Origin of the sequence: Shimia sp. MMG029 (genome assembly GCF_027947445.1) — a bacterium.
Classification (GTDB): domain Bacteria; phylum Pseudomonadota; class Alphaproteobacteria; order Rhodobacterales; family Rhodobacteraceae; genus Shimia.
This window is the reverse complement of record NZ_JAQJIM010000016.1, coordinates 1-24,178: the sequence shown is the minus strand read 5'-3', so window position 1 is coordinate 24,178 and position 24,178 is coordinate 1. Positions and strand designations below refer to the sequence as shown.

Annotated in this window: 19 protein-coding genes and 1 tRNA gene; 15 read left to right on the top strand and 5 right to left on the bottom strand. The window is 51.3% G+C overall.

Annotated elements, in window-relative coordinates; all coding sequences use genetic code 11:
* The first annotated feature begins 219 nt into the window (after positions 1-219).
* From PJL69_RS19860 to mdoH, 6 genes are all read left to right on the top strand, one after another.
* Positions 220-1,818: a thiamine pyrophosphate-binding protein gene (locus PJL69_RS19860; protein ID WP_271311244.1), complete on the top strand. Its 1,599-nt coding sequence runs from the start codon at positions 220-222 to the stop codon at positions 1,816-1,818.
* Complete coding sequence (locus tag PJL69_RS19855; protein ID WP_441347518.1) at positions 1,802-3,022, top strand: CaiB/BaiF CoA transferase family protein; 1,221 nt, start codon at positions 1,802-1,804, stop codon at positions 3,020-3,022. Before PJL69_RS19860 ends, PJL69_RS19855 begins: the two co-directional genes overlap by 17 nt.
* 110 nt (positions 3,023-3,132) lie before the next feature.
* Positions 3,133-4,497: a tetratricopeptide repeat protein gene (locus PJL69_RS19850; RefSeq protein WP_271311242.1), complete on the top strand. Its 1,365-nt coding sequence runs from the start codon at positions 3,133-3,135 to the stop codon at positions 4,495-4,497.
* A 20-nt stretch (positions 4,498-4,517) separates the two neighbouring features.
* A complete protein-coding gene (locus tag PJL69_RS19845; protein WP_271311241.1) occupies positions 4,518-5,732 on the top strand; it encodes an OpgC family protein in 1,215 nt (404 codons plus the stop codon).
* Positions 5,719-7,242: a glucan biosynthesis protein gene (locus PJL69_RS19840; RefSeq protein WP_271311240.1), complete on the top strand. Its 1,524-nt coding sequence runs from the start codon at positions 5,719-5,721 to the stop codon at positions 7,240-7,242. The genes PJL69_RS19845 and PJL69_RS19840 overlap by 14 nt, the downstream gene beginning before the upstream one ends.
* Positions 7,242-9,125, top strand: coding sequence for a glucans biosynthesis glucosyltransferase MdoH (gene mdoH, locus PJL69_RS19835; protein WP_271311239.1), 1,884 nt, complete (start codon positions 7,242-7,244; stop codon positions 9,123-9,125). Before PJL69_RS19840 ends, mdoH begins: the two co-directional genes overlap by 1 nt.
* Before the next feature lie 185 nt (positions 9,126-9,310).
* Here the strand turns inward: mdoH and PJL69_RS19830 are convergent, their stop codons facing one another.
* From PJL69_RS19830 to PJL69_RS19820, 3 genes are read right to left on the bottom strand one after another with little or no spacing between them, the layout of a single operon-like run.
* On the bottom strand, positions 9,311-10,156 hold the full coding sequence (locus PJL69_RS19830) for an alpha/beta hydrolase family esterase (protein ID WP_271311238.1): 846 nt from the start codon (positions 10,154-10,156) through the stop codon (positions 9,311-9,313).
* Positions 10,156-10,605 carry a rhodanese-like domain-containing protein gene (locus tag PJL69_RS19825; protein WP_271311237.1) on the bottom strand — a complete coding sequence of 150 codons (450 nt, stop codon included), beginning with the start codon at positions 10,603-10,605 and terminating at the stop codon, positions 10,156-10,158. The genes PJL69_RS19830 and PJL69_RS19825 overlap by 1 nt, the downstream gene beginning before the upstream one ends.
* A gap of 9 nt (positions 10,606-10,614) precedes the next feature.
* Positions 10,615-11,082, bottom strand: coding sequence for a YHS domain-containing (seleno)protein (locus tag PJL69_RS19820; protein ID WP_271311245.1), 468 nt, complete (start codon positions 11,080-11,082; stop codon positions 10,615-10,617).
* A 428-nt stretch (positions 11,083-11,510) separates the two neighbouring features.
* Between PJL69_RS19820 and PJL69_RS19815 the strand changes: the two genes are divergently transcribed.
* The 9 genes from PJL69_RS19815 to PJL69_RS19775 all read left to right on the top strand — a co-directional run bounded on the left by PJL69_RS19815 (position 11,511) and on the right by PJL69_RS19775 (position 22,468).
* Entirely contained in the window at positions 11,511-12,401 is an 891-nt protein-coding gene (locus PJL69_RS19815; RefSeq protein ID WP_271311236.1) for a LysR substrate-binding domain-containing protein, read from the top strand.
* A gap of 102 nt (positions 12,402-12,503) precedes the next feature.
* A complete protein-coding gene (locus tag PJL69_RS19810) occupies positions 12,504-14,555 on the top strand; it encodes an ABC transporter substrate-binding protein (RefSeq protein WP_271311235.1) in 2,052 nt (683 codons plus the stop codon).
* Positions 14,556-14,597: 42 nt separating this feature from the next.
* The gene (locus PJL69_RS19805; protein ID WP_333781894.1) at positions 14,598-15,638 is read left to right on the top strand and encodes an ABC transporter permease; all 1,041 of its coding nucleotides are present in this window, start codon (positions 14,598-14,600) and stop codon (positions 15,636-15,638) included.
* 1 nt (position 15,639) lies between these two features.
* A complete protein-coding gene (locus PJL69_RS19800; RefSeq protein ID WP_271311233.1) occupies positions 15,640-16,797 on the top strand; it encodes an ABC transporter permease in 1,158 nt (385 codons plus the stop codon).
* On the top strand, positions 16,794-18,740 hold the full coding sequence (locus PJL69_RS19795; protein ID WP_271311232.1) for an ABC transporter ATP-binding protein: 1,947 nt from the start codon (positions 16,794-16,796) through the stop codon (positions 18,738-18,740). Before PJL69_RS19800 ends, PJL69_RS19795 begins: the two co-directional genes overlap by 4 nt.
* A gap of 94 nt (positions 18,741-18,834) precedes the next feature.
* On the top strand, positions 18,835-20,010 hold the full coding sequence (locus PJL69_RS19790; protein WP_271311231.1) for a 2-aminoethylphosphonate--pyruvate transaminase: 1,176 nt from the start codon (positions 18,835-18,837) through the stop codon (positions 20,008-20,010).
* A gap of 20 nt (positions 20,011-20,030) precedes the next feature.
* The gene (gene phnX / locus PJL69_RS19785; protein ID WP_271311230.1) at positions 20,031-20,813 is read left to right on the top strand and encodes a phosphonoacetaldehyde hydrolase; all 783 of its coding nucleotides are present in this window, start codon (positions 20,031-20,033) and stop codon (positions 20,811-20,813) included.
* A 4-nt stretch (positions 20,814-20,817) separates the two neighbouring features.
* Positions 20,818-22,254, top strand: a complete 1,437-nt coding sequence (locus tag PJL69_RS19780) for a sulfatase-like hydrolase/transferase (protein WP_271311229.1) — start codon at positions 20,818-20,820, stop codon at positions 22,252-22,254.
* 137 nt (positions 22,255-22,391) lie between these two features.
* Positions 22,392-22,468, top strand: a tRNA-Arg gene (locus PJL69_RS19775).
* 766 nt (positions 22,469-23,234) lie between these two features.
* Here PJL69_RS19775 and PJL69_RS19770 read toward each other — a convergent pair.
* Positions 23,235-23,627, bottom strand: a complete 393-nt coding sequence (locus tag PJL69_RS19770) for a hypothetical protein (protein WP_271311228.1) — start codon at positions 23,625-23,627, stop codon at positions 23,235-23,237.
* 68 nt (positions 23,628-23,695) lie between these two features.
* The coding region (locus PJL69_RS19765) for a hypothetical protein (RefSeq protein WP_271311227.1) at positions 23,696-24,178 on the bottom strand (483 nt) is incomplete at its 5' end.

Genomic DNA, 24,178 nt, shown 5'->3' with positions numbered 1-24,178 from the left:
TAGAGATAGGAAAAACATGTGGGCTGTCTCTGCGACTCGGAGCGGAACGCCTTCCGGCGGCGCAAAGAAGATAGCGAAGTTCTCTGACTGCTCGACCGTTTCTTCATTTCTAGAGCTTTGTTACATCCAATGACTTTCGCGTGCCTTTTTGCCCAGTGCGTTGACATGTTTGCGTAGCGTGTCGGATATCCTCGCTAAGAAAAGACTGGCGGGGATGTGATGAGAGCAGCGGACGTTATTGCAAAACGACTCTATGAACAGGGCTGCAGATGGGCATTTGGCATGCCTGGCGGCGAGGTGCTGACCCTTCTTGATGCGCTTGATAAGGCTGGCATTGAGTTTGTGTTATGCCGACATGAAAACGCTGCGGGTTTTATGGCGGAGGCCACTTATCACCGCACTGGAGCACCGGGTATCTTGCTAACCACTGTTGGTCCGGGAGCATTGAATTGTGTGAATGTGGTAGAGAATGCCCGTCAGGACCGCGTTCCCTTGATCGTTCTCACGGGCTGTGTGGACCCTGAAACCGCACAAGTTTATACACACCAAGTGCTAGATCAAAAACAGGTGTTTCAACCCGTCTCAAAGGCCAGCTATACGCTTAGTGCCGGGGCAGCGCATGTGACCATAGACAAAGCCATTGGAATTGCGACTGAGGGACGGCCCGGACCGGTTCATATTGATGTACCTATTTCTGTAGCAGACGCACCGGCATCGGGAGAAGGTGTGTTGCGTGGCCCGGTCGGGCCAATGGTGCCTGCTGGTGCGGATCTGGAAGCCGTCAGAGAGCTACTAGAGCATGCCCGGCGGCCTCTCATTCTCGCGGGGGTCGATGCGTTGTCTGAGGCAGGAGCCGCGGCCGTACAATCCGCTGCCGAGCGATTGGGCGCGCCGGTGATCACAACTTACAAGGCTAAGGGCCTACTTCCGGAAGATCATCCTTTGGCGCTTGGCGGGGCGGGTCTTTCCCCGATGGCAGACAAAATTCTGCTTCCGTTGGTAGAAAAGGCAGATGTGATTTTGGCCATTGGATATGACCCAATTGAGATGCGGATTGGTTGGCAAAGACCGTGGGATCCCGAAGTCCAGACTGTGATCGATTTGACTGCAGAGCCGAACCATCACTACATGCATCAATCTACCTACAGCTTTATCGGAGATTGTGCGCATTCGGTTCAGGCTCTCTTGCCTGAGACGCCGCTTTCAGGTTGGGAGGGACCGGAATTCGGTGAAGCAAAAGCGGCTTTAAAAACGCGTTTCAGTGCCAGGGAAGAGTGGGGGCCGGCTCAGGCGATTGAAATCTGTCAAGAGGTCTTGCCAGCTGATACGTTGGCGACCGCAGACAGTGGCGCGCACCGAATTCTATTGAGCCAAATGTGGACATGTCGATCGCCAAGAGCGCTGACGCAATCTTCTGGGTTTTGTACAATGGGGTGTGCTGTGCCGCTTGCGATTGGAACGCAGCTCGTGGAGCGAGATCGTACCGTTGTTTCTTTTAGTGGCGACGCTGGCTTCCTGATGGTTGTCGGTGAGTTGGCAACGGCGGCAGAGCAAGGGCTGAAGACCATTTTTGTTGTCTTTGATGATGCGTCGTTGGCTTTGATTGAGTTGAAACAACGCGCGCGAGATATGAAAAACGTGGGTGTTGATTTCAAAGGGACAGATCTGGCTGCAGTCGGTCGCTCGTTTGGCGGTGAAGGTGTGAGTGTCTCGGACGCAGATGGCTTAAGGGCGGCGCTCCAGACAGCGTTGGCAGCGGATACATTTACCGTGATCGCGGTTCAAATCGACCGAAAGGCATATGACAATGCGTTCTGATACCGTGTCTCCTGGCGCACTTGGTGGTGTTTTGGTCCTAGACCTTAGCCGTATCCTCGCTGGCCCCACAGCGACACAGCTGCTCGGGGATCTCGGCGCCACCGTAGTAAAGATTGAAAATCCCAAGACGGGTGGCGACGACACGCGGAAGTGGGGTCCGCCCTACGTTGAAACAAGGGATGGTGAAAGCGACTTAAGTGCTTATTTTCTTGCGGCAAACCGTAACAAGTTCTCTGTTGCCGCAGATCTGTCTACTGAGGATGGCCAGGATCTCGTTAAGGAGATCGCTGCGCGGGCGCATATCGTCATCGAAAACTATAAGCCTGGAGGGCTTCAGAAATATGGGCTTGATTACGCTTCATTGAGTAAGATCAATCCAGCGGTCGTTTATTGCTCAATTTCAGGTTTCGGCCAGACCGGTCCAAACCGTTCACATCCCGGTTATGACCTGATGGCGCAAGGGTATGGTGGGATCATGTCGCTTACCGGAGAACCAAGCGGTGCGCCGACAAAGGTTGGTGTTGGTATCGCTGATGTCATGTGTGGGATGTATGCAACCGTTGGTATGTTGGCGGCACTACGACACGCCGAGGCGACGGGCCAAGGGCAGCAGATTGACTTGTCTTTGGTGGACTCTCAAATGGCATGGCTTGTCAACGAAGGTACCAACTATCTTGTCTCGAAAGAGAACCCTAAGCGACGTGGAAACGGCCACCCAAACATCGCGCCCTACAACGTTTTTGAAACGAACGATGGGCACGTCATCCTTGCCGTTGGCAATGACTCTCAGTTCCAAGCGTTTTGTCGAGCATTTGATCGTAGTGATTTGGCGGAAGACGCAAGATTTGCAACAAACCCATTGCGATTGGAAAATCGCGGGCCACTGGAAGCGCATATTTTTGAAATATTCCAAACAAAAACCTCGGAAGCAGTGATCGAAATATTACAAACGAATGGTGTTCCATGCGGCCCGATACACTCGGTTGAACAGGCTCTAACGTCTGAGCAGGCGAAAGAGCGCGCGACCGTTGTCAAGCTTGAGTGTGCTTCTGCGGATACCGGAGATGTAGAATTGCTGGGCAACCCGCTGAAATTCTCAAAAACGCCTGTTCAATATGCAAAGGCCCCGCCAAGGTTTGGGGAAGACACTGCAGACATATTTGACCTGCTGTCGCAATATCCGAGCCAGTCCAAGTCACAATAGGTTGAGAACCGATCACCTTTTTGAGGCATAACGTTTTGGTGATGTGTCAGCCACGGGTGGTCAATTTATAACTTTAGATAACAGTCAAAATGCGTTTGAAAGGTTCCACTATGCTGACCGATATCAGTGCTTGCGAAGTAAGTCTGACACAACAAGACTCCTTGAGCGCGTGGAATAACGTCATTTTGGGAGTGCTATCGCACGGACAATCAACAGGTGATCATCTCACAACTCTGTTGAGGCTGGAGCCCAATTTCGCAATGGGCCATGCCCTTAAAGGCTTGAGCTGTTTGATGTTGGGCCGCAGAGAGCTAGTGGCTGCTGCGCAGGCAGCGAGCAATGATGCCGAGCAAGCGCTGACTTTGGGTGGTGCAACAGCACGCGAACGTTTGTGGTGTGAGGCATTGACGGACTGGCTGGCTGGCCGCCCTTCTCGATCCATCGTCCGAATGGAAGCGGCGCTAAAGCTGAACCCCGCAGATACAATCAGTATGAAATTGTCTCATGGAATTCGCTTCATGCTCGGTGATTACCAAGGAATGTTGCGGTCCGTAGAGCGCGTGATCAGTGCGCATGGCGTTGCGCATCCTTTGTATGGCTATGCGTTGGGCTGCCATGCGTTTGCGCTGGAAGAAAATGGCCGCTACGCGAAGGCTGAAAGCGTTGGTCTGCGTGGATTGGATTTCGCGAAAGACGACGCGTGGGGGTTGCACGCAGTTGCCCATGTATATGAAATGACCCATCAAACTCAGCGCGGAATTAGTTTGATTGACGAAAATCACTCTGCCTGGGACCACTGCAATAATTTCCGTTTTCACGTCTGGTGGCACAAAGCATTGATGCATTTGGACGAAGGCGAGATCGGCACAGTTCTTCGGTTGTATGACACAAAGGTGCGTGACGAAAAAACTGATGACTACCGAGATTTTGCCAATGCGAGCTCCCTGTTGATGCGGCTTGAGCTTGAGGGCGTTGATGTTGGCGATCGTTGGACAGAACTCGCAGACTTAGCTGAAAAGAGAAGCGATGACGGCTGCCTTACCTTTGCAGATTTGCACTACATGTTGGCGTTAGTTGGGGAGACACGGCCTGACGCAGTTATCAGACTGAGCGCCCAAGTCGCCCAAAACGCGACCAAAGCAGATGAAATGGCCGGAGTGATGAGGACCCCAGGTGTGTCCACCGCACAAGGATTGGCCGCGTTTGGCGAAGGCAATTTTGAGACAGCTTTCTCGTACCTTCGCACGGCCCACTCGAACTTTCAGGACATGGGCGGCAGCCATGCGCAGAGAGATGTGTTTGAGCGTTTGACAATCGAAGCGGGCTTGCGCGCCGGGCGTCTTGCTGAAACAGAACTCTTGCTGCGGGGGCGGACCGCGATGCGTGCTGGGCATGAGGATGCATTTGCTGCTTCTCGTATGGCTCAAATTTCCAATTTGCGCGCAATGACTGTTCCATCGACTGCGGCAAACTAGGTTGATCGAGGAAGACGGCTTTGGCAACGACCACTTTTGCAATGGCTCAGAAGCTGAATGAGACTGCTCCAACGGCTTTGACCAAGACGCGTGATGTGCGTCTGGATTTCTTCAGGGGCCTTGCGATGTTCATCATCCTGATTGCCCATGTGCCAGGTAACTGGCTGACCCTTTGGATACCTGCGCGTTTCGGTTTTTCGGACGCTACGGAGATTTTTGTGTTTTGCTCAGGCATGGCAAGCGCTTTGGCGTTTGGTAGGGTTTTTCGGGAGCAAGGCAATCTCATGGGAACCGTGCGCATCAGCTACCGCGTATGGCAAATTTACTGGGCACATATTTGCCTATTTTTTGCGATCGCAACGGCCATGGTTACTCTGAACATGCTGTTCCCAGACGGTCGAGACTATGTAGGACAGCTGAATCTATATCCGTTCTTCAAAGACCCACAAAATAACCTATTGGGTCTTCTGACACTCACTTACGTGCCGAACTATTTCGACATTTTGCCGATGTACATGGTTATTCTAATCATGCTGCCGTTTGTTGTTTTGCTCGCTGGCATTAACCGTTGGCTAGCCGCAGCTGCTGTTGTTGCCGTCTGGCTTTCTGCGTCTGTTTTAGACTTCAACTTTCCAGCAGAGCCTTGGTCGGAACGACAGTGGTTTTTCAATCCATTTGGATGGCAACTGATCTTTTTCACCGGGTTTGCCTTGAGCGCGGGTTGGATCTCGCCACCTCGCGTCGACCCTCGACTATTCGCCGCTGCTATCTTGGCCGTTTTGGCGACCGTGCCTTTCGCTTACTTCCGTGTTTTTAATGAATTTACGTGGTTCTTAGAATGGCGCAAAGAATGGAGTTTTCTCATAAACAAAACTGACTTTGGTATTTTGCGATATGTGCACTTCCTGTCTGTAGCCTATGTTGCTTGGATTTTGGCTGGCCATCGAGGTGCACGGCTTCAGGCGCAGAACCCAAATTCTATTTTTGGCTCCGTATGGCAAAAAGCGCTGACATTGATTTTGAAAGTCGGACAACAGTCTCTGGCGGTTTTTATTGCCTCAATGTTCTTGGCCCGCTTGATGGGGGCACTGCTCGATCAGGTTGGGCGCACGCATTTTTCGATGCTTTGGGTCAACTTATTGGGCGGGTTGCTCATTATTTGTGTCGCCTACACAGCGTCTTGGTACAAATCTCAACCCTGGAAATCGCGGAGCAAAACACATGCTAAGACGTGAATTTCTAGCCAGCTTTGCGGCATTGGCCGCGACACCTGCTTTGTCGGATGACAGCGCTGAGCCAGGGCTTCAGCTTTCCGCGCCTGAGGCGTTTCATCCTGATGACGTGATTAACCGCGCAAGGGAACTGAGCCAAACCCCCTACAAGGCGCCACGGCGTGTTCCTGATGCATGGACCAACATAAGTTACGAAGACTATGTTTCCATTTGGTTTGACGTGCGCAATGCGCTTTGGCGTAACGAACCAGAAACACCGTTGCAATTGGATGTTTTTTCTCCAGGTTTGTATTTTCCCCATCCCATCGATATCGCTGTCGTCGAAAAAGGGATGGCGCAATCATTGAAGTTTGATTTCGGTGTCTTCGACAAGACTGACAAATTTCCGTCACTGCCAACTGATGAGAGTTTAGGATACTCTGGGTTACGTCTGCGCGCCGAGCTTGAAACCCCGAGCATTTATCAAGAGTTCGCTGTGTTCCAAGGGGCGAGTTATTTCCGCGCGATCGGAACAGGGAATATCTACGGTCAATCAGCACGTGGGCTGGCGATCAACACGGCGGATCCAGAAGGTGAAGAGTTTCCGGATTTTCGTGCTTTTTGGTTGGAAAAGCCCGGCCCCGGAGACACGACTTTTGTCGTGCATGCTTTGCTCGACAGTCCAAGCTGTACGGGAGCATACCGGTTTGAGATAACGCCTGGCTTGTCCTTGACCATGGATGTGACGGTACATCTTTTCCCGCGTGAAGATTTGGACAACGTAGGCATTGCACCTTTGACGTCGATGTTTCAGTACGATCAAACCAACAGGCACAAGTTTTCCGATTTTCGGCCTGCTGTGCACGACACCGACGGATTGCTGATGGTTAATGGAGCAGGAGAGACGATATGGCGTCCGCTTGCAAATCCGAGCAATCTCCAGATAAGCGCATTTCAGGATGAAAACCCGCAGGGATTTGGGCTCATGCAACGTGCGCGGAATTACAATGATTTTGCGGACCTTCAGGCACACTATCATAAGCGTCCAGGGGTTTGGATCGAACCAAATGAAGATTGGGGGCAGGGTTCAGTCACTTTGGTTGAAATTCCCACTCAGTCAGAAATTTACGACAATATTGTTTGTTATTGGCGCCCTTCAGGAGGAATCGCTAAGGGTACAGAAACCCAACTGTCATATCGTCTAACTTGGGGGGCGGAGATCAAATATGGCGAAGGTCTAACTGTTCTGAACACGATGATCGGATCGGCTTTTGACAATGACGGTATCATTGTGGTGATCGACTTCGAAAATGGCAAATCCGTTCCACAAGAGCTTTTTGACATCGATATAAATATTGGTGCAAGTGCAGGTGAGGTATCTAGCGGGGTGCTTCAGCGTAACCCTGAAACTGACGGCCCTCGCCTGGCATTTAAGTTTTTCCCAGGCGATGCGCAGTTGATCGAATTTCGTGCCCAATTGCGGTTGGCCGGGGATCCGCTCAGCGAAGTGTGGCTTTACAGATGGACCGCTTAGTGCAGGACCATATTTATATGCCAGAGCGAGCGCCGCTCGCTATGCCGTCGCAAACCTTTAAAAAGGTCGAAACGTGTCGCCAAATGGAAACTGATGCGCGCGCAAGCAGTAGATATTGGCGCATTGCAGCATTCGTTCCCACGCTTGCGATCACTATTTTGGTGTGTTTGGTTTTTGTTCGCTATCTAAGTCAGGGTGGTGTCTCTGCAATTGATGCGACTGTCCTGGCTTTGATTGCTTTGTCCACCGTCTGGCTGGTGTTTTCAGTGACAAACGCATGCCTTGGACTGGTCAGCGTCGCGATGGGTTCTGGAAAAATCAGGCGGGAAGGGGTGGTGAGCTCTCCGTCAAACATCGCTTTGTTGATGCCAATTTACAATGAAAGTCCTTGGGATGTTTTTGGCAACGCCTCAGCAATGATGCGAGAACTGGCAGAAGGACCGGGCGCGGAGCGATATACGCTCTTTTTTTTGAGCGACACGCGTGATTCTCAGATTTCGGACCTCGAGGAGCAAGCTTTTCTTGCTCTAAGAGGAGCATCATATGCGAAAATTGATATCCATTATCGCCGTCGGAGGGAGAACACAGACAAGAAGGTCGGCAATATCGCAGACTGGATCGAAAATTGGGGCGCTTCTCATGATGCCATGGTGATTTTGGATGCAGACAGCCTTATGAGTGGAAAGGCGATCAGGCAACTGGCGCGCGCATTGGCTGCCGATCCAGATGCCGGTCTGATTCAAAGCCGCCCAATGTTAATTGGTGCGGAGACTCTGTTCGGTCGTGTACAACAGTTTTCCAACTCCGTTTATGGCTGGCTGATTGCGGAAGGCCTCGCTCGGTGGTCTCAGCATGAGGGGAACTACTGGGGGCACAATGCGATCATACGCACACGTGCGTTCGCAGAAAGCGCTCGCCTCCCGCACTTGCGCGGCTGGGACGGGGCAAAACGCTTGTTGCTCAGTCACGACTTTGTCGAGGCTGGTATGCTGCGCCGCGCTGGTTGGGCGGTCCGCTTGCTGCCGCGGATGACTGGCAGTTTTGAAGAGACACCTCAGACACTTATTGACTACGTAGTGAGGGACCGCCGTTGGTGTCAGGGCAATATGCAACACTTGCGTATTCTTGCCGCAAGAGGCTTCCATGTGATCTCTCGCTTCCACCTTCTGCTCGGAGCTCTGGCGTTTTTGATGTCGCCCGCCTGGCTTGCTGTGATCACGCTTTGGGCATTTGTGAGTGTTGGCCAAGACACGCCAGAAAGCTACTTTTCTCCGACCAATCCTTTCATGCCAATTTGGCCTGAAGCGCCAATGAACATGGCTTGGTTCTATTTGTTTTTCATCTATGGAATGCTGTTGTTTCCCAAGATCTCTGGCGCCGTGCTTTTTGGGCTAAATGCACGAAATCGAAAGGCCTATGGATCAGGGGCGATCTTTTTGGGTTCGATGCTGATCGAGTTGGTTCTGTCTGTGGTTTATGCGCCGATAATGATGGTACATCACACGATGGCTACGCTAGCTTCTTTGTTTGGGCGCGGAAACAGCTGGACACCGCAAAATCGCACCGGGGCAGGATATACATGGCTGCAGACATTTCGATTTCACTGGATAGAGACGGTTTTCGGGATAGCGTTGTTTGCGGGCATTTTCTTCGCGGGCATTTCGCTCCTTATTTTGCCGATCGCTTTTAGTTTAGCTATGGCAGTGCCGTTGTCTAAATTGAGTTCAATTCCTGTCGCGCGCGCGACGGCACGCGTGTTTCGCCTAGACACACCTCATACATTGATTGAACCAAAGATTGTGTCTCTTGCCCGTAGTGAACGCGTGTGGATGAAAACGATACTGACCAAAAATAGTAGCAGTCAGTCAATTGCGGCCGAATGACAGGATTGGCAGCCATAAAAGCTTTTCAGATCTATTGAACTTTCTGGTTCATCCCAACGAAAGGTGTTTTGTTCTTGTCGTGAGGGCTCAGGTATCCCTCGATAAGCAATATCGGGTCAAATTTTTGACTCTGACTGCGCGAGTAAGGGAACCTAGTTTACCACTAGGTTTCTTGAATGAGATTGTTACTCAGAAATGATAGCTTCAAACCAATCAACGACCAAAGACGGCCATGTTTTTGGAATGCTATGTCCCCCTGGGTAGATTGCGAGTTCCAGGGATGATCCCGCATCACAATGAGTCCACGATCGGCGCCAAAACGGCTCTTTCATAGAGAACTTATCTGCTTTCATTTGTGTGCAGTTATTGGTTGCACGCCAAATCGACATAGCGTGGAAAATATCACCCTGCGCGAAGGCCGATGGATCGTCCATGGGAACCCCATTCACCACACGTCCCTCCAATGGAACAGTCCCATCGCTCCAGCCGTGTGTATGCAACATGTGCACCGCGCCTTCGCACTGAGTGGGGTGTGGTCGCCAGAAATTGCCTCCCAGCGGAGCATAGCCCGCAAAAGACATCGGCGCCAGGCACGCTGTGTAAGCGGTCATGGACCCGCCAATAGAAAACCCGGCGAGAATCATGCGCGTTGAGTCTAGGTTGAACCGCGCAATTGCATCCTCCTTAACCGATCTCAAAAAATCGATTTCATCGAGTTGACGCCCCGATTGCGGATGAAACCCCCAGCTGCGACCACTACGACCTTCGCGTGGCACACCATCTGGTGCAATCACGGCGAAGCCGCGCTCCAAGAACATAGTAGTCATATCTTTGTTGCGTAAAGCTGCCTGACCGTTTCCGCCCCATCCGTGAATGTAGACGATTGCGGGAGCGGGTAGATTTGCGGGTTTCGGCAGAGCAACATAGTAGTTGCGATCATCGACTATACAAGGTGTGGTGATTGAACATGCGTGCCCCTCAAGCGATGATGCCATGAACAAAGTCGCGGCGTATGCGAGCATCAGGCGCATCACTTCACCTCCCTCACAGGCAATCCTCTTTCGAGCCAACCGGGGCCGGCTCTGGAGCCCAGCATTCCCTCCGGAATATCCACAATTCGCGTTAATCCAGCATCTTCAAGCCAATGAGTTACACGGGCGGAGCGTACGCCGCGCGCGCAAATAAGGGCGACTGGCTGCGTACTGGAAGCACGGGCGGCACTTACTTGTGCGACAAAGTCGCCTCTGCGCATGTCAATAGGTACAGCATTTTCTGGTACGCCAGTTTGGCGCCATTCATCTGGTCGACGAATGTCGACCAACAATATTTCGCCCAGTTTAGCCGCCGTGTAGGCTTGAACTGGCGTCATGGTTTCCGCCGAAGCGCTTACGCTCGTAAAGGATTGCGAAACGATAAATGTTCCCACGCCGATTGTCGCTGTACCTGCGCAGGCAAGGAAGAAACGGCGTGAGAGTTCCATGGATACTTCTTAGTTGCTTGGTGCAGGAGAAGAGAAGTTTGGAATAGTGCTGGTCGAGGCAGCCTTTGGCTCAATACCAGTCCAGTTACCTTCTGCCAATGTGATGTTGCCTGGAATGTCTTCTTCCCAGAAGCCCACAACGTTTTTGGTGATGTTCAGATATAGTTCGCCGTCAACAATCCGCCAAAGATGTGGGTTTCCTGGGACCTTGCCGCCTTTGGAAACACCATAGGCACAGTGACCGTCATATTTCGGTGCATACTTTTCGGGGTTTTTCAGGAAAGTTTTTTTATTGGCTTCGCTCGAGAACGCGAATTTTGCGCCATTGTATTCAGCTGTGATGTTCTTTTGTCCCGGTACAGCTTTCGGCTGTGAGGAACCTACTGCTGCTTGGTCTAGCCCAAAGTAGGCCACAACATCGTAGCCAGAAACAGCAAAGCCAGTTTCATCTACATATTGATCGCCTGCGAAGGCCATGGTGGAAGTTATTGCCACGAAGGCTGGTGCAAATAGCCACTTCACGAAAACTCTCCTTTTTGGTTCGGTGTGTGTGGACGCTATCATAGTGTTTGCAGTCCGCGTAGCATGCCTCGCGTGGGTGTGAAGTACTGTGTATGCATTCATTGAAATAGCTAAGAAAATTAGCTTTGGCTAAAGTTGAGTTGGCTTTTTTCAAAGTATTTCTTGTAACAAAGCTGCGCGGTGTCATGGCGTTACAGGGCGAGCTCCTTATTGCGAGCATTTGTGTCACACATCTTACCAAACACATTGCTTTACACGCTTTCAAGAGCTTCCCCCGTTTAAAGCACGCTTGTATAAGGCCACTGATGTCCTTCGAGGCCGATGTGTGGAGCCGATCCAGCATTCGAGTTTCGGTGCTATACTGACGGATCGAGGCCGTACCCATGCCAAGTAGTTTTGAACCAAGCATTCGACAGCTTCGTGCCCTTGAGGCGGTTGCGAGAACACAAAGCTTTACGGCTGCTGCGCAAGAGTTGGGGGTATCTCAACCCACTGTTTCCAATCTAATTGTCGCGCTCGAAAAGCAAACAGGATGCCGTTTCCTGCATCGGATGGGCGGTCGGATAGAAACTACAGAGCTCTTTGAAAAGCTGCGCCCTCAGATCAAAGCCATACTTGCGCTGAAATCCGAAGTTGATTTGGCGATTGAAGATCGTAAGTCACTTCGCGCCGGTTCTTTTTGGGTGGGCTATTCAACGTATCAAGTCGCGATGCTCCCAATTGCGCGCTTTATTCATGCCTATCCAGATATCACTGTCAACGCACGTGCTATGGCGAGTTTGGATCTAACTGAGTTGCTGAAAGTTGGGGAGCTAGATGTTGCGTTCGTCACAGTTGAAAAGCCGGTTGAGGATTTTGTGTGTCAGATTTTGAATTCCGTACGTGTCGGAGTCGTTGCCAATAGGACTGGCCCTTTGAGTGAGGTCGATCAATTGACGTGGTCTGAAGTTGAAAAGCTTCGTCTAATTCAGCGAGAACCAAACGCTGGCACCCGTCGAATTTTCGAAGCAGCGGCGCAGCAATCCGGCGCCCAGCCAAATACCATTTTGGGCTTGGGGTCATGGGGGTCAATAACCTCGTTGATCCGATCAGGGATTGGCGAAGGAATCGGTTTGGAATCAGAGCTCATGGCAACTGACCAAGATCTAAAGTTTATACCAATTTCTGATGAAAACCTTAAAGCGCATCAGTGTTTGATCGCAACGCCTCCGATGGCGGACGCAGTTTGTGTTCGAGAAATGTTTGAAATTTCAGCAGAAATTTACGGTGTCTAGGCAATCAAAATGGCCCATAGCTTAAAGCTATATCTGGTAACTTGTTATTAAAGTGTAACAAAGCGGGCTTAACGCTGTCTTCAAATCAACCTGGAGGCACTTATGAAATTCCGCCACTTTCTGATGTCAACCGTTGCGACTTTAATCGCTGCTCCTGCAATTGCAGAATGCCCCGTTGCCACTGTTTCTGACCCCAAAGGGCTGGAGTCTGCTTACCCCCAGCAGATGGAGCTGGCAGAGCTCCAGGCCGCCGCATCGTGCACTTTGTCTTTTGCCCAAAACCCATCGATTGAAGAGCTGAACGCAAAAATTTTTGGTAACGCAGATTTACCATCTGTTGCAGAGCGCCTGCCAAATGAGCCTCTGGTTGTGATGCCATACGACACGATTGGCCAATACGGCGGCGCCATCACAGGCATTTCGAAGGCAACAGAGTCTGGGACATCTGATCTACTTTCGGTTCGTCACGTGAACTTTGTGCGGTATTCTGATGACCTGCAAACGGTTGTGCCAAACATCGCCAAGGCATGGGGCTGGAACGCAGACAAAACTGTTCTCACCATCACCTTGCGAGAAGGTCATAAGTGGTCAGATGGTGCGCCGTTTACAGCAGAAGATGTGGCATTTTGGTACAACGATCTTTTGCTGAATCGTGACATTCTGGAGAAAACGCCAGACCGCTGGCTCTTTGCAGGTGAGCCGATCAATGTTGAGGCTGTGGATGCGGTTACTGTTAGTATGACGTTCCCTGTGCCCACTCCAGGCATCCTGAACCGCTTCGCGGTAGACTACGGGCAACCTTTCCAGCCGAAGCATTTCCTCGGTCAGTTTATGCCGAAGTACAATCCTGATGCTGATAAGCTGGCTCAACAGCATGGCTTTGCAAACGGCGCCGAAGCAGTAGATTTCTATTATGGTGGCTCTGACTGGAAAGACGTTCCGACGCCACTGCTGAAAGATGCGGAAAAGGCGATGCAAATTGGCCGCGCTGTTCTGCCAACTTTGGAAAGCCACATTGTGGTTGAAGAAACTGCAGAGGGCCGCCGCCTTGTTGCGAACCCGTACTTCCATCAGGTTGATACAGCAGGCAATCAGCTGCCCTACATCAACGAAATTGTAGAGAGCTACGTTGCAGACAAAGAAGTTCAAAACCTGAAAGTTATGAACGGCGAGGTCGTTTGGAAGCAGCAAGCCATTTTCTTGGAAGACTTCCCTCTGCTGAAAGAGAATGAAGCAAAGGGTAACTACACGATTCAGTTTGCACCGACCTTGGGCGAGAATATTTTCTTCTCATTCAACCGCACTCATGACGATGACGTTCTGCGCGAGATCTTCAACGATGTGCGCTTCAATCGTGCCATGTCGTTGGCAATGAACCGCGCTGAAATCAATGAGATTGTGTATCTTGGTCAAGGCACTCCAATGCAGGGTGTGCCAGCAGAACCCAAAACCGTGTCGTTTATTTCTGACGAAGTCCTAAATAAGGATATTGAATACGATCTGAATGCTGCAAGAGCCCTTCTCTCTGAAATGGGGCTCGAGGATGCGGATGGTGATGGCATTGTCGAACGTCCTGACGGGAAACCGCTGGTGGTTCGCCTGGTCTATTCGTCACAAGGCGTCCCCGTGAAAATGATGGAGCTGGTTCGGGATTATTGGACGGATGCGGGCGTTCGCGTTGACCTGAAAGAGGTGACATCTGACGAGTACCGCGCCTCCGGAAACAACAACGACTTGGATCTGACAACTTGGAAATATGACGGCAATGCTGGCCCAACTATTTCTCAGGATACCACTGTTTTTGTGCCACCATTTGGCGATTTCTTCAATCCAGGCACTGGCGCGAAATGGGCGACTTGGAAAACAACAGATGGTGCTGAAGGAATTGAGCCGCCTGCCGATATTAAGAAGCTGTGGGACCTTTCTGAGCAATTTATCCAAGTGGAGTTTGGTTCCGCTGAAAGCAATGAGATCGGCGCAGAGATCGTTAAAATCCATACCGACAACATGCTAAAAATTGGCACGGTAGGGGACATCGTTGCACCTTTCCTTTGGCGCAACGACCTGCAGAATGTTCAGCCAATCAAGTCGAAGACTTACGACTTTTATTGGACCTATCCGTACCGCCCATCTCAGTGGTGGTTAGATCAGTAACCTTTCCAAAGACGATGAAAACCTTCGGGGCGCGCGAATGACGTGCCCCGAAAGCCGCAGCTGTGCGCTGCGATTGAGGAAGACACCGTGCTAAGATTTACAGCAGAACGCCTCATAGGCATGATGATCACAATGCTTTTGGTCTCGATCATGGTCTTTGCGATCATGGAGATCCCCCCAGGCGACTACGCTGATCGATATGCCTTTCGCAAATATTCTGGGACCGGTGTCAATGTGACCGCCGCAGATGTGGAAGCCATCCGTGTAGAACTTGGACTCGATCGCCCGATGCTTGTCCGGTATTTTGATTGGATTTCGGGAATTGTGCTGCGCGGCGATTTTGGGCAAGCCTTTGCATTTGAAACCTCTGTCACCAAAGTGATCGGTGACAAGGTTTGGTTGACCACAGGCATTCTGTTCGCAACACTCATCCTAACCTACCTTATCTCAATTCCAATCGGCATCTATGCAGCTGTGCGCCGGGGCTCAGCCGTAGATTATGGGCTGACGGCTTTTTCTTACATGGGCCTCGCACTCCCCAATTTCTTGCTCGCTCTCGTCATGATGTATTTTGCCAATCTTTGGTTCGGCGCCGATATTGGTGGGCTTTTCTCCAAGGAATATCAGAACGCACCTTGGAGCTTGGCGCGGGTTTGGGACATGCTCAAACACCTATGGTTGCCTGCTGTTGTGCTGGCATGGTCGGCGGTGGCTTATCAAATCCAAACGGTTCGGGCGACAATGTCAGACGAACTGAACAAGTTGTCAGTGACAGCAGCACGTGCGCGCGGCGTACCTGAAACGAAGCTTCTCCTTAAGTATCCTGCGCGGCTTGCCATCAATCCCGTCGTTTCCACGATAGGCTTCGATGTGAATCGCATCTTCTCAGAATTGCCAATCGTAGCAGTTGTTCTTGGACTTACCGAATTGGGTGAGCTGTTGCTGAAGGCATATCTAGACCTCGATATGAATGTGGCCGGTGCGATCCTTCTTATGCTGACCTTCGCAATTGTTTTCATGAACTTCCTGTCGGATTTGCTGCTTGCGTGGCTGGATCCGCGTATCAAACTTGGGACCACGTGATATGAGAAAGCTACCCTTCTTTGCACCTGCGAGCCCTACCTCCGTTGAGCAGGAGCGTCAGCGGATGTTGAAGTATTACTCCGCTTCTCAATGGACGCTGATTTGGTGGCGCTTCAAACGGCATCGGGCGGCAATGCTGGCGTCGTTGGTGCTCGGGCTGATGGCACTTGCGGGCGTCTTCGCTGAATTTGTAGCGCCTTATGGACCAGTGGCACGCGACACGTCTTACATTGAAGGCCCTCCGCAGCTGCCGCGCTTTTGTGATCAAAATGGGTGCTCATTGCGTCCTTTCATAAATGGCAGCAAGACAGTGCGAGACCCTGTCACGCTAAGGGCAATTTCTGTACCCGATCCTGAAGTGCGTCACTACATCGGCTTCTTTGTCAAAGGTGATGCGGTCAAAGTCCTGGGCCTTATTCCGACCGAGCGGCATTTGATCGGTCTCCAAGACACAGAGCAGAAAATTCACTTCTGGGGGACCGATGATCTGGGCCGCGATGTTTTCTCTCGCACGGTTTATGCGACACGTACGTCGCTCTCCATTGGAGTCATCGGGGTTTTGATTTCGTTTGTATTGGCGTTGATCATCGGTGGTGTTGCTGGCTACTTCAGCGGGCTTGTAGATAGTGTGATTCAGCGCGTGACCGAAGTGATCCGGGTTGTTCCGATTATTCCATTGTATATGGGCTTGGCTGCCGCGATGCCGAAGGAGTGGTCTACCACGCAAGTGTATTTTGCCATGACATTGATTTTGGGGCTTTTCGGTTGGCCAACACTGGCGCGCCGTATCCGCTCGCAACTTCTGTCGATCCGCTATGAGGACTATGTGGTCGCAGCACGGCTGTCTGGCGCAAAGGCGGGCCGGATCATCAGTCAACACATGTTGCCAAGCTTCACCAGTTTTATCATCGTCGATTTGGTGATTTCCTTTCCCTACATGATCTTGTCTGAGACGGCGTTGTCTTTCGTTGGACTTGGTCTGCGTCCGCCATCTGTTTCTTGGGGCGTGCTCTTGCAGCAAGCACAATCCGTTCGTGCGATTGAACAAACTCCCTGGCTTTTCATCCCAGCTATCTTTGTTGTTACCGCCGTGCTTGCTTTTACCGTGATCGGCGATGGGTTGCGTGATGCTGCGGATCCTTATGCGGAGGCGAAATGATGAACACTATTCTCGACGTCAAAAATCTGTCTCTGTCCTTTCGCACAGACGAAGGCATTGTTCAGCCTGTCCGCAACGTTTCTTTTTCACTGGAAAAAGGGAAAACTTTGGGGATTGTTGGGGAAAGTGGGTCCGGCAAGTCTGTTTCTACCAAGGCGGTAATGCAACTTCTGCCCAGTATTGCATCGGTGGATCAGGATGCGCAGATAAACTACACAACCAAGTCCGGTAAGGTCTTAGATCTTTCAAAGATCAGCCCAGCAGATCCGCAAATGCGCAAGATCCGCGGGGGTGAAATTGGCATGATTTTCCAGGAACCCATGGCAAGTTTCTCGCCGATTTATTCAATCGGCAATCAGATCATGGAGGCAATCTTGCTGCATAGGCAAGTTAACAAGCGACAAGCGCGAGAGATTGCCATTGAGATGCTCGACAAAGTAGGAATCACCAATCCACAGGTTCGGGTCGACCAATTTCCACACGAAATGTCAGGCGGCATGCGTCAGAGAGCCATGATCGCACTTGCTTTGTCATCAGGACCACAACTGCTTATCGCAGACGAGCCTACAACGGCCTTAGACGTAACGATCCAAGCGCAAGTCTTGAATTTGATGCGAGATCTACAGGCTGAGCTGGGAATGAGCATGATATTTATCACTCATGACTTAGGCGTCGTGGCGCAGGTCGCCGATGATATTGCTGTCATGTATCAAGGGGAAATAGTTGAATACGGCAGTGCGCGTGACGTGATCAAGTCACCGCAAAAGCCCTACACACAGCGGCTTTTGGATGCGGTTCCGAGACTTGATAACGTGACACCTCCCAAACCCTTAAAGGGTGCCCGCCGCTTGATTGATGTAAAAAATCTTGGGGTGGAGTTTGAGGTGCGAAAGAAAAAAATGTTTCGCACAGAGATTGAAAAAGTACGCGCCGTTAGCGATGTGACATTCGATATTCTGAAGGGAGAGACAGTGGGTCTGGTCGGTGAATCGGGGTCCGGCAAAACCACTGTAGGGCGAGCCATGCTGCGCGCGATTGATCCGAGCGAAGGCGAAGTGATCTTTCATCGCAAGAAAAAGGGTGACATCGATTTGGCCCATGCCAGCGAAGCGGAGCTTCGCAACGTGCGGGCCAAGTTCAACATGGCGTTTCCGGAAGGCCCTGTTTCTTTGCAAACCTTGGCAGGCGATATGCTGCGAAACTTTCGCCCTGAAATGAGCCTCGTGTTTCAAGATCCGTATTCGTCTTTGAACCCACGTATGACCGTACGCGATATCATCGCTGAGCCACTTGTTGCGTCCGGGCTTATGAAAGATCGAGATGCTATTGATGAGCGTGTTCGAGAAATTGCTGCTCGTTGTAAAATTGATCTCGAACACCTTCGTCGCTTCCCCCATGCATTTTCGGGGGGGCAACGACAGCGAATATGTATTGCTCGCGCATTGGTGTCCAAGCCGAAATTTGTGGTTTGCGATGAGTGTGTTTCGGCGCTTGATGTCTCTATTCAAGCTGAAATTGTCGAACTGCTTCGAGATATTCAGGCGGAATTGGGCGTGAGTTTTCTGTTCATCGCGCATGATCTGGCTGTTGTGGCACAGATCTCACATCGTGTCGCCGTTATGTATCATGGTCGTTTTGTGGAATATGGCCCGACTGAAAACATCTTCTTCAACCCTCAACACCCATATACCAAAGCGTTGCTTTCAGCAGTGCCCCATCCAGATCCTGATGCTGTGTTCACTCCTATCCGCATCGACGGAGACATGACTTATCCCGTAGCGGTTCTCGGTGCAGACGGCATTCAGCTACGCACTCCCAGCCCTCAGGAATGCTTGTCAGGTTTACCTATTGATCTGGTGGAAGTATCTCCCGCTCATTTTGTCGCTTGCCATATCGATGGCGCAACATCCCACTCTCAACCCAAGGTGCCAGAACTGGTGTGAAACTATGGCTCACTTGCTTAGCGCTCGATACTGCTTTAAGTGAGATATAGCTTTAACCTAATAGACGGCTAACAGAATAATCAAAGGCTATATAATGATCTCGCTCCCTGCTCCTCATTTTGGCGAACCATATCTACTGACCCCTGGCCCTCTAACCACATCTTTCCCTGTGAAAGAGGCGATGCTTCGCGATTGGGGCAGCTGGGATGGTGACTTCCGCGCCATGACGGCTGAACTACGTAGGCGTTTGCTAGACTTGCTGGGGCCAGACAAAAGTCGTTTTGATTGTGTTCCAATGCAGGGCAGCGGCTCATATGTTGTGGAAGCCATGCTGGGCAGTTTCGTGCCTAAGGATGGAAAAGTGTTGGTTCTGTGTAATGGAGCCTATGGAAAGCGAGCTGTAGAAACACTCCGCTATTTAAGCCGCGATTGCGCCATCATTGATATGGGAGACTACCTTCCGCCCCGCGGATCCCAAGTCGCGGAAGCACTCGCCGCAGACAGCACGATCACCCACGTTTTGGCGGTACATTGTGAAACCAGCTCTGGCATTCTGAACCCATTGAAAGAAATTGCAGAAGCGACGGCCACGGCTGGGCGCAATTTGCTTGTGGATAGCATGTCTGCGTTTGGTGCAGTTCCATTGGAACCCCACAAAACACCATTTCAAGCGATGGTGAGCTCGGCAAACAAGTGTATAGAAGGCGTTCCTGGCTTTGGTTTTGTTATTGCACAAACTGAGGCCCTAAAGGCTTCTAAAGGTAACAGCCATTCGTTGAGTCTTGATGTGCATGCACAATGGGCTGCGATGGAAAAAACTGGCCAATGGCGCTTTACGCCTCCAACCCATGTTGTCGCGGCCTTTATAGAAGCACTTAAAGTGCATGAAGATGAAGGAGGCGTCGCTGCACGCGGCGCGCGCTACCTCGAAAACCGCAAGGTATTGGTCGAGGGCATGCGGAAACTTGGCTTTGTAACATTGCTGGACGATGCTTGGCTGTCACCAATCATCACCACATTCTTCTGTCCTGCGCATAGCAAATTTGATTTTGCGTTGTTCTATGACCGCATGAAGGCGCGCGGCTTCATCCTTTATCCCGGTAAGCTCACCGCAGCGGAGAGTTTTCGCGTGGGTCACATTGGCCAAGTCGACAGGGCTGTGATGCAAAGCGTCGTCCGCAACGTTGCCGAGGTGCTGGCAGAAATGGGCGTTGATAGCGCTGCACCTTCCGCACAAACACTTGAACAAAAACAGGCTGAACCCGCCTGAGACACAGAAGGAAATCTAACATGACACATTTCAAAGCCGCCGTGTTTGATTGGGCCGGCACAATGGTCGATTTTGGATCATTTGCCCCAATGGGCGTTTTTGTGAAAGCGTTCGAACAGTTCGGTATCACAGCAACGATCGAACATGCACGTGGTCCAATGGGCGCCCCGAAATGGGACCACATTCGCACCATGATGGACATGCCCGAAATCGCCTCTCAGTGGGAAGCCAAATACGGCAACACGCCCTCTGATGCAGATGTGGACAAGGTCTACGAAATTTTTGTTCCGATGAACGAAAAAGTTGCTGCGGACTATGCCGATCTGGTTCCAGGCGGGAAGGCTGCAATTGATGAGTTGCGCGCTATGGGGCTCAAGATTGGTTCGACCACAGGTTATACGCGTTCCATTATGGAAAATGTTCTGCCTGTTGCTGCCGCACAAGGATATGAGCCTGATAACTTGGTGTGTTCTGATGACCTGCCTGAGGGGCGCCCGGGTCCACTTGGTATGTATAAATGCATGGTCGATCTGGTTGCATACCCTCCGGCAGCCATCATCAAGGTTGATGACACTGAGCCCGGTATTAAGGAAGGTGTCGCCGCAGGATGTGTGACCGTAGGAGTTGCAATGTCTGGCAACGCAGTGGGCAAAACACCAGAGGAGCTTGCAGCGCTTTCAGAAGAAGAAATTGCAGCATTGCGAGCACATGCCACCAAAATCCTGAAAGACGCTGGCGCAGACTATGTGATCGATTCTGTCGCCGATCTCCCAGATCTCGTGCGTGAACTGAGCAAAGGATAAGTAAATGCCAAACGGGGCTCCGCGCAACTTACTGCTAATCGTAATCGACCAGTTCCGCGCGGATCTCGTGTCAGGGCTAATGGGGAACCATGTGGCCCTGCCAAATTTGCGAGCGCTTGCAAACCGCTCGATTGTGTTTGAGAACCATCACACAGTTGCGGTGCCTTGTGGGCCTGCAAGGGCGAGTCTACTCACTGGCCAACATGTTATGCGGCATGGCTCAAACCAGAACGGCAAACCTTTCGCCGCTGACACGCCTAATCTGGCAACCGCATTGCGCTCCATTGGGCGCGAACTTCTCTTGTTTGGCTATACTGATACCCAACCTGATCCGCGCGGAATGCACCCCGCTGATCCAGCGCATCTTTCCTACACCGGCCCGATCCATGGTGTGACTGAGGTCACGGAAATGCGGGAAGAAGCATGGGAATGGCTCGCGCATTTGCGCAGCAAGGGCTACGATGTGCCGGACGCCGCTGCATCTGATTTTGATCGCCTATATCGGCCGCAGGGTGGGGTTTTCGGCGGACCTGCGATATATGACGCAAAAGACAGCGATACTGCCTATTTGACAGATCAGGTTATGAAACACCTGGATGTCCGTAAGGCCAATCCATGGTCGGCGTTAGTGACCTACATTCGGCCCCACCCTCCTTTTGTCGCGCCTGCGCCCTATCACAATATGGTCGATCCTTTGAGCCTGCCGTCTCCAGCTGAAACGAGGATTGAGCACCCTTTTTATGATGCCTATCGAGCGCGCCCCAGTGGGTCCGGGATGTTTTGGGGCTATGAAGGAGATCACGAGGGCATCACTTCAGAACAGCGCGCTCTGTGCCGCGCCAAGTATCTTGGGTTGGCAGCTGAGGTTGATCATCACATCGGTAGAATCTTCGACTGGTTGGATGCCACAGGACAAGCAGATGACACAATGATTGTGCTGACTTCAGATCATGGAGAGATGCTGGGAGATCTCGGCCTGTGGGGAAAACAAAACCCATTCCGCACTGCATCACATGTGCCCTTGATGATCAGCCATCCCTCTTGTTCACGCCAACATGTTACGCACATGAGCCAGTCTATCGATGTCGCGCCGACTGTTCTCACCGCCTTTGGCGCAGAGGTCCCAAGGCAAATGACAGGACAGGATCTCTTGGCCAAGGGAGTGCGGCAAGATCTGCCTGCGATGGTTGAGCTTGAACTTGAACTTGAACTGTTTGGACAGAGGGAGCGCTCAGATTTCAGCTCGAAATCACCATGCCGTGTGCTTGCATATGAGAAAGACGGCTACCGACTTGTCTTCTTTGCATCAGACATTGCGCCTATGCTTTTCAACGTGGAGACAGATCCATACTGTACCGTCGATATATCTAAGGGTGAAACCGAAAGGACCACCACTTTGATTTCTGAGGCACTGGCCTACAGAATGCGCCAGGCATACTGAAAATGTAACGTGCCAGTTTCTAACTGAAGTTTGGCTTCAAGTTCTTACAAGATGTTCTCTTCAAAAAAATCTCAGGTGTATTTTGGGTATTTTGCGCTTGCGCTTCTGCGCTATAGCGCCTAAATCCCCCTCACCGCGCTCTGGTAGCTCAGCTGGATAGAGTACTTGACTACGAATCAAGGGGTCGGGGGTTCGAATCCTCCCCAGAGCGCCATTTTCCAGTTGTTGCACGTCGCACCAACCTGACCCAACCGTCATAGTGCGACCAAATCTACATTGAATATTCGGCTCTGTAACGCGCACGATGAAGTGCGCGTCTATCAACAAACACAGATCCTGAACTGTAGATCAGTTGCTGGAATTAAAAATGAGTTCCAACTTTTCTTGGGGTCGGGAGTGGTTCGCCGTGACTTTCGGCCCTTTGCTGCCGTTGGTCATGGCCGAATAATGCTGCGCGGCAGCCCGTCAAACCGGCCATTCACTCCAATTGCAAAATCCAATCCGGAGATTATCTCATGCTCTCTAACGCTTGTTCGCAACTTTCCCCATACAAAGCCTCGTAAGTCCGGCAAGCACGACGTGCCTCAGGCGTGAGGTTGAGTTGCTGGACGCCGCGTTCCTCGGCCTCAATCTCAAAAAATCGAGTTCTCGCCTGGGTCATAACGGTAACATCGACACCGCAACTGGACCGAACAAGAACCTCATGTACTCTGGGGCACGCAGTGTGAAAGAGAAACTCACCGTCGTTACTTCGTGTACCGTTCAATGGCTTTCTCCCCGCCAACTGCGAGAGGATCAATCGATCTGAGTATGCTTGAAACGCGCCATAACCATCGAGGGCGCAACTACCTGTAAGCAAGGCGGGATCAGGTGGTGGTCCGAGTGGGCAATCAAGTGTCCACTCAACTATATCGCCCTTTTCAACACGACCCTCTGTCTCAGCGATGCGCACAACCCGATGCAGGCGATCAGCCGGAAGCCTATGAAGTGGGATGCTGAAGGAATTGATTGTTTTGCCTTAAGTTTGCAACCTCATTTATTAGTAAGGCCAGACCAAATTGCGCATCTTCCAACCTCTCGTTGGCGGCGATCAGATCATCATTGGTCGTTTGCAGACGATCCGAGATATCCTCCTGAGCGTGGCTCGCGGCGATGGCGGCGGATTGAGAGGATCGGTAGTTCAAGAATTCGTTTGTGGATAGCAAAAGAAGTGTTGCGAACGCTAGAAGTATCCTCACCATTCCTGCACGCGTCAGTCTTTGAAAGAAGCTCTTTTCTTTATTGGACTCAAGGGATTGTTTTCCAGAAACCTGCAATATAGCGAGAGCAAAGGCGCAAGTCGCGAGTATGACTTTGATAATTAGTTCAGTCAAAGATTGCTCCCTCGCTTCTTCATTTTGGCTTTCATAAGTTTTGACAAACGTCTCGGTAGTCCCGTAGGTTAACAGGACATATCCGCAAGCTGCCGTTCGGATTCACGTAATCTGGCTTCCAACGCACCGGTTTCACCACGCTTAGTCTCTATGCGGCTGTCCAGCACTCGAATGTCCTCCGCGAAACCGTCCAAATTACGTTGGAGGTCGGCCAAATAGCCGCTAGTGTCTTGAATGCCGTCCAAGTAATTCTCATCTCTGACGACGGCCATGGATCCGGATAGACCTAGCAGCGCTTCGATCAATTGTTCAGTAAACTCTTCGTCCCTTGGCGTAAGAACCATGAAGTTGGCCGCACCGGGCTCAAGGCCCCAGTCAATCATATTCCTCGCAAGGTGTTGTCGATCCGTCAAAGCGGATGGGTAGCCTTCCGCTGACAGATACTCGACCCAAGTGTCAGCAGAGACTGTTTCGAAAGCGTTGTTGCCAAAGTCGCGTTTGAAACTTCTGATTGCGTCCCGAAAACTGCTTGACGTTCTTCCAATTACCAG

What these genes read in the sequence shown, in the direction of transcription:
- PJL69_RS19860 (WP_271311244.1), top strand. Translation starts at nt 220, where the DNA reads ATGAGAGCAGCGGACGTTATTGCAAAACGACTCTATGAACAGGGCTGC.
- PJL69_RS19855 (WP_441347518.1), top strand. Translation starts at nt 1,802, where the DNA reads ATGACAATGCGTTCTGATACCGTGTCTCCTGGCGCACTTGGTGGTGTT.
- PJL69_RS19850 (WP_271311242.1), top strand. Translation starts at nt 3,133, where the DNA reads ATGCTGACCGATATCAGTGCTTGCGAAGTAAGTCTGACACAACAAGAC.
- PJL69_RS19840 (WP_271311240.1), top strand. Translation starts at nt 5,719, where the DNA reads ATGCTAAGACGTGAATTTCTAGCCAGCTTTGCGGCATTGGCCGCGACA.
- PJL69_RS19830 (WP_271311238.1), bottom strand. Translation starts at nt 10,156, where the DNA reads ATGCGCCTGATGCTCGCATACGCCGCGACTTTGTTCATGGCATCATCG.
- PJL69_RS19825 (WP_271311237.1), bottom strand. Translation starts at nt 10,605, where the DNA reads ATGGAACTCTCACGCCGTTTCTTCCTTGCCTGCGCAGGTACAGCGACA.
- PJL69_RS19820 (WP_271311245.1), bottom strand. Translation starts at nt 11,082, where the DNA reads ATGGCCTTCGCAGGCGATCAATATGTAGATGAAACTGGCTTTGCTGTT.
- PJL69_RS19815 (WP_271311236.1), top strand. Translation starts at nt 11,511, where the DNA reads ATGCCAAGTAGTTTTGAACCAAGCATTCGACAGCTTCGTGCCCTTGAG.
- PJL69_RS19810 (WP_271311235.1), top strand. Translation starts at nt 12,504, where the DNA reads ATGAAATTCCGCCACTTTCTGATGTCAACCGTTGCGACTTTAATCGCT.
- PJL69_RS19800 (WP_271311233.1), top strand. Translation starts at nt 15,640, where the DNA reads ATGAGAAAGCTACCCTTCTTTGCACCTGCGAGCCCTACCTCCGTTGAG.
- PJL69_RS19795 (WP_271311232.1), top strand. Translation starts at nt 16,794, where the DNA reads ATGATGAACACTATTCTCGACGTCAAAAATCTGTCTCTGTCCTTTCGC.
- PJL69_RS19790 (WP_271311231.1), top strand. Translation starts at nt 18,835, where the DNA reads ATGATCTCGCTCCCTGCTCCTCATTTTGGCGAACCATATCTACTGACC.
- phnX (WP_271311230.1), top strand. Translation starts at nt 20,031, where the DNA reads ATGACACATTTCAAAGCCGCCGTGTTTGATTGGGCCGGCACAATGGTC.
- PJL69_RS19780 (WP_271311229.1), top strand. Translation starts at nt 20,818, where the DNA reads ATGCCAAACGGGGCTCCGCGCAACTTACTGCTAATCGTAATCGACCAG.